The organism is Psychrobacter sp. TB55-MNA-CIBAN-0194, assembly GCF_040309505.1.
Classification (GTDB): Bacteria; Pseudomonadota; Gammaproteobacteria; order Pseudomonadales; family Moraxellaceae; genus Psychrobacter; species Psychrobacter fozii.
Window position 1 is genome coordinate 1 of sequence record NZ_JBEOOW010000609.1, and the last position, 249, is coordinate 249.

Genomic DNA, 249 nt, shown 5'->3' on the forward strand with positions numbered 1-249 from the left:
GAATGCTGACTGATGTCAAACTCATTTTGGCCAAGCCCATCTTTATTATCGGCTGTGCGATGGCATTGATGTTTATCAAGTTCAGTGTGGTCACCGCTATCGCAAAAATATCTGGCAATCGCTGGCCAACCAGTATCAGGTTAGGGGTTACTCTTGCTCAAGGCGGTGAATTTGCATTTGTTTTGTTCAGTGTGGCCACCGCTCAAAATGTCTTGCAACCTGAGCTGGCAAACACCCTAAACCTCATTG

1 protein-coding gene is annotated in these 249 nt (G+C 46.2%); it reads left to right on the forward strand.

Features of this window, described 5'->3' with window-relative positions:
- A partial coding sequence (locus tag AAEY75_RS16465) for a cation:proton antiporter domain-containing protein (RefSeq protein ID WP_352260232.1) occupies window positions 1–249 on the forward strand: 249 nt, incomplete at both ends.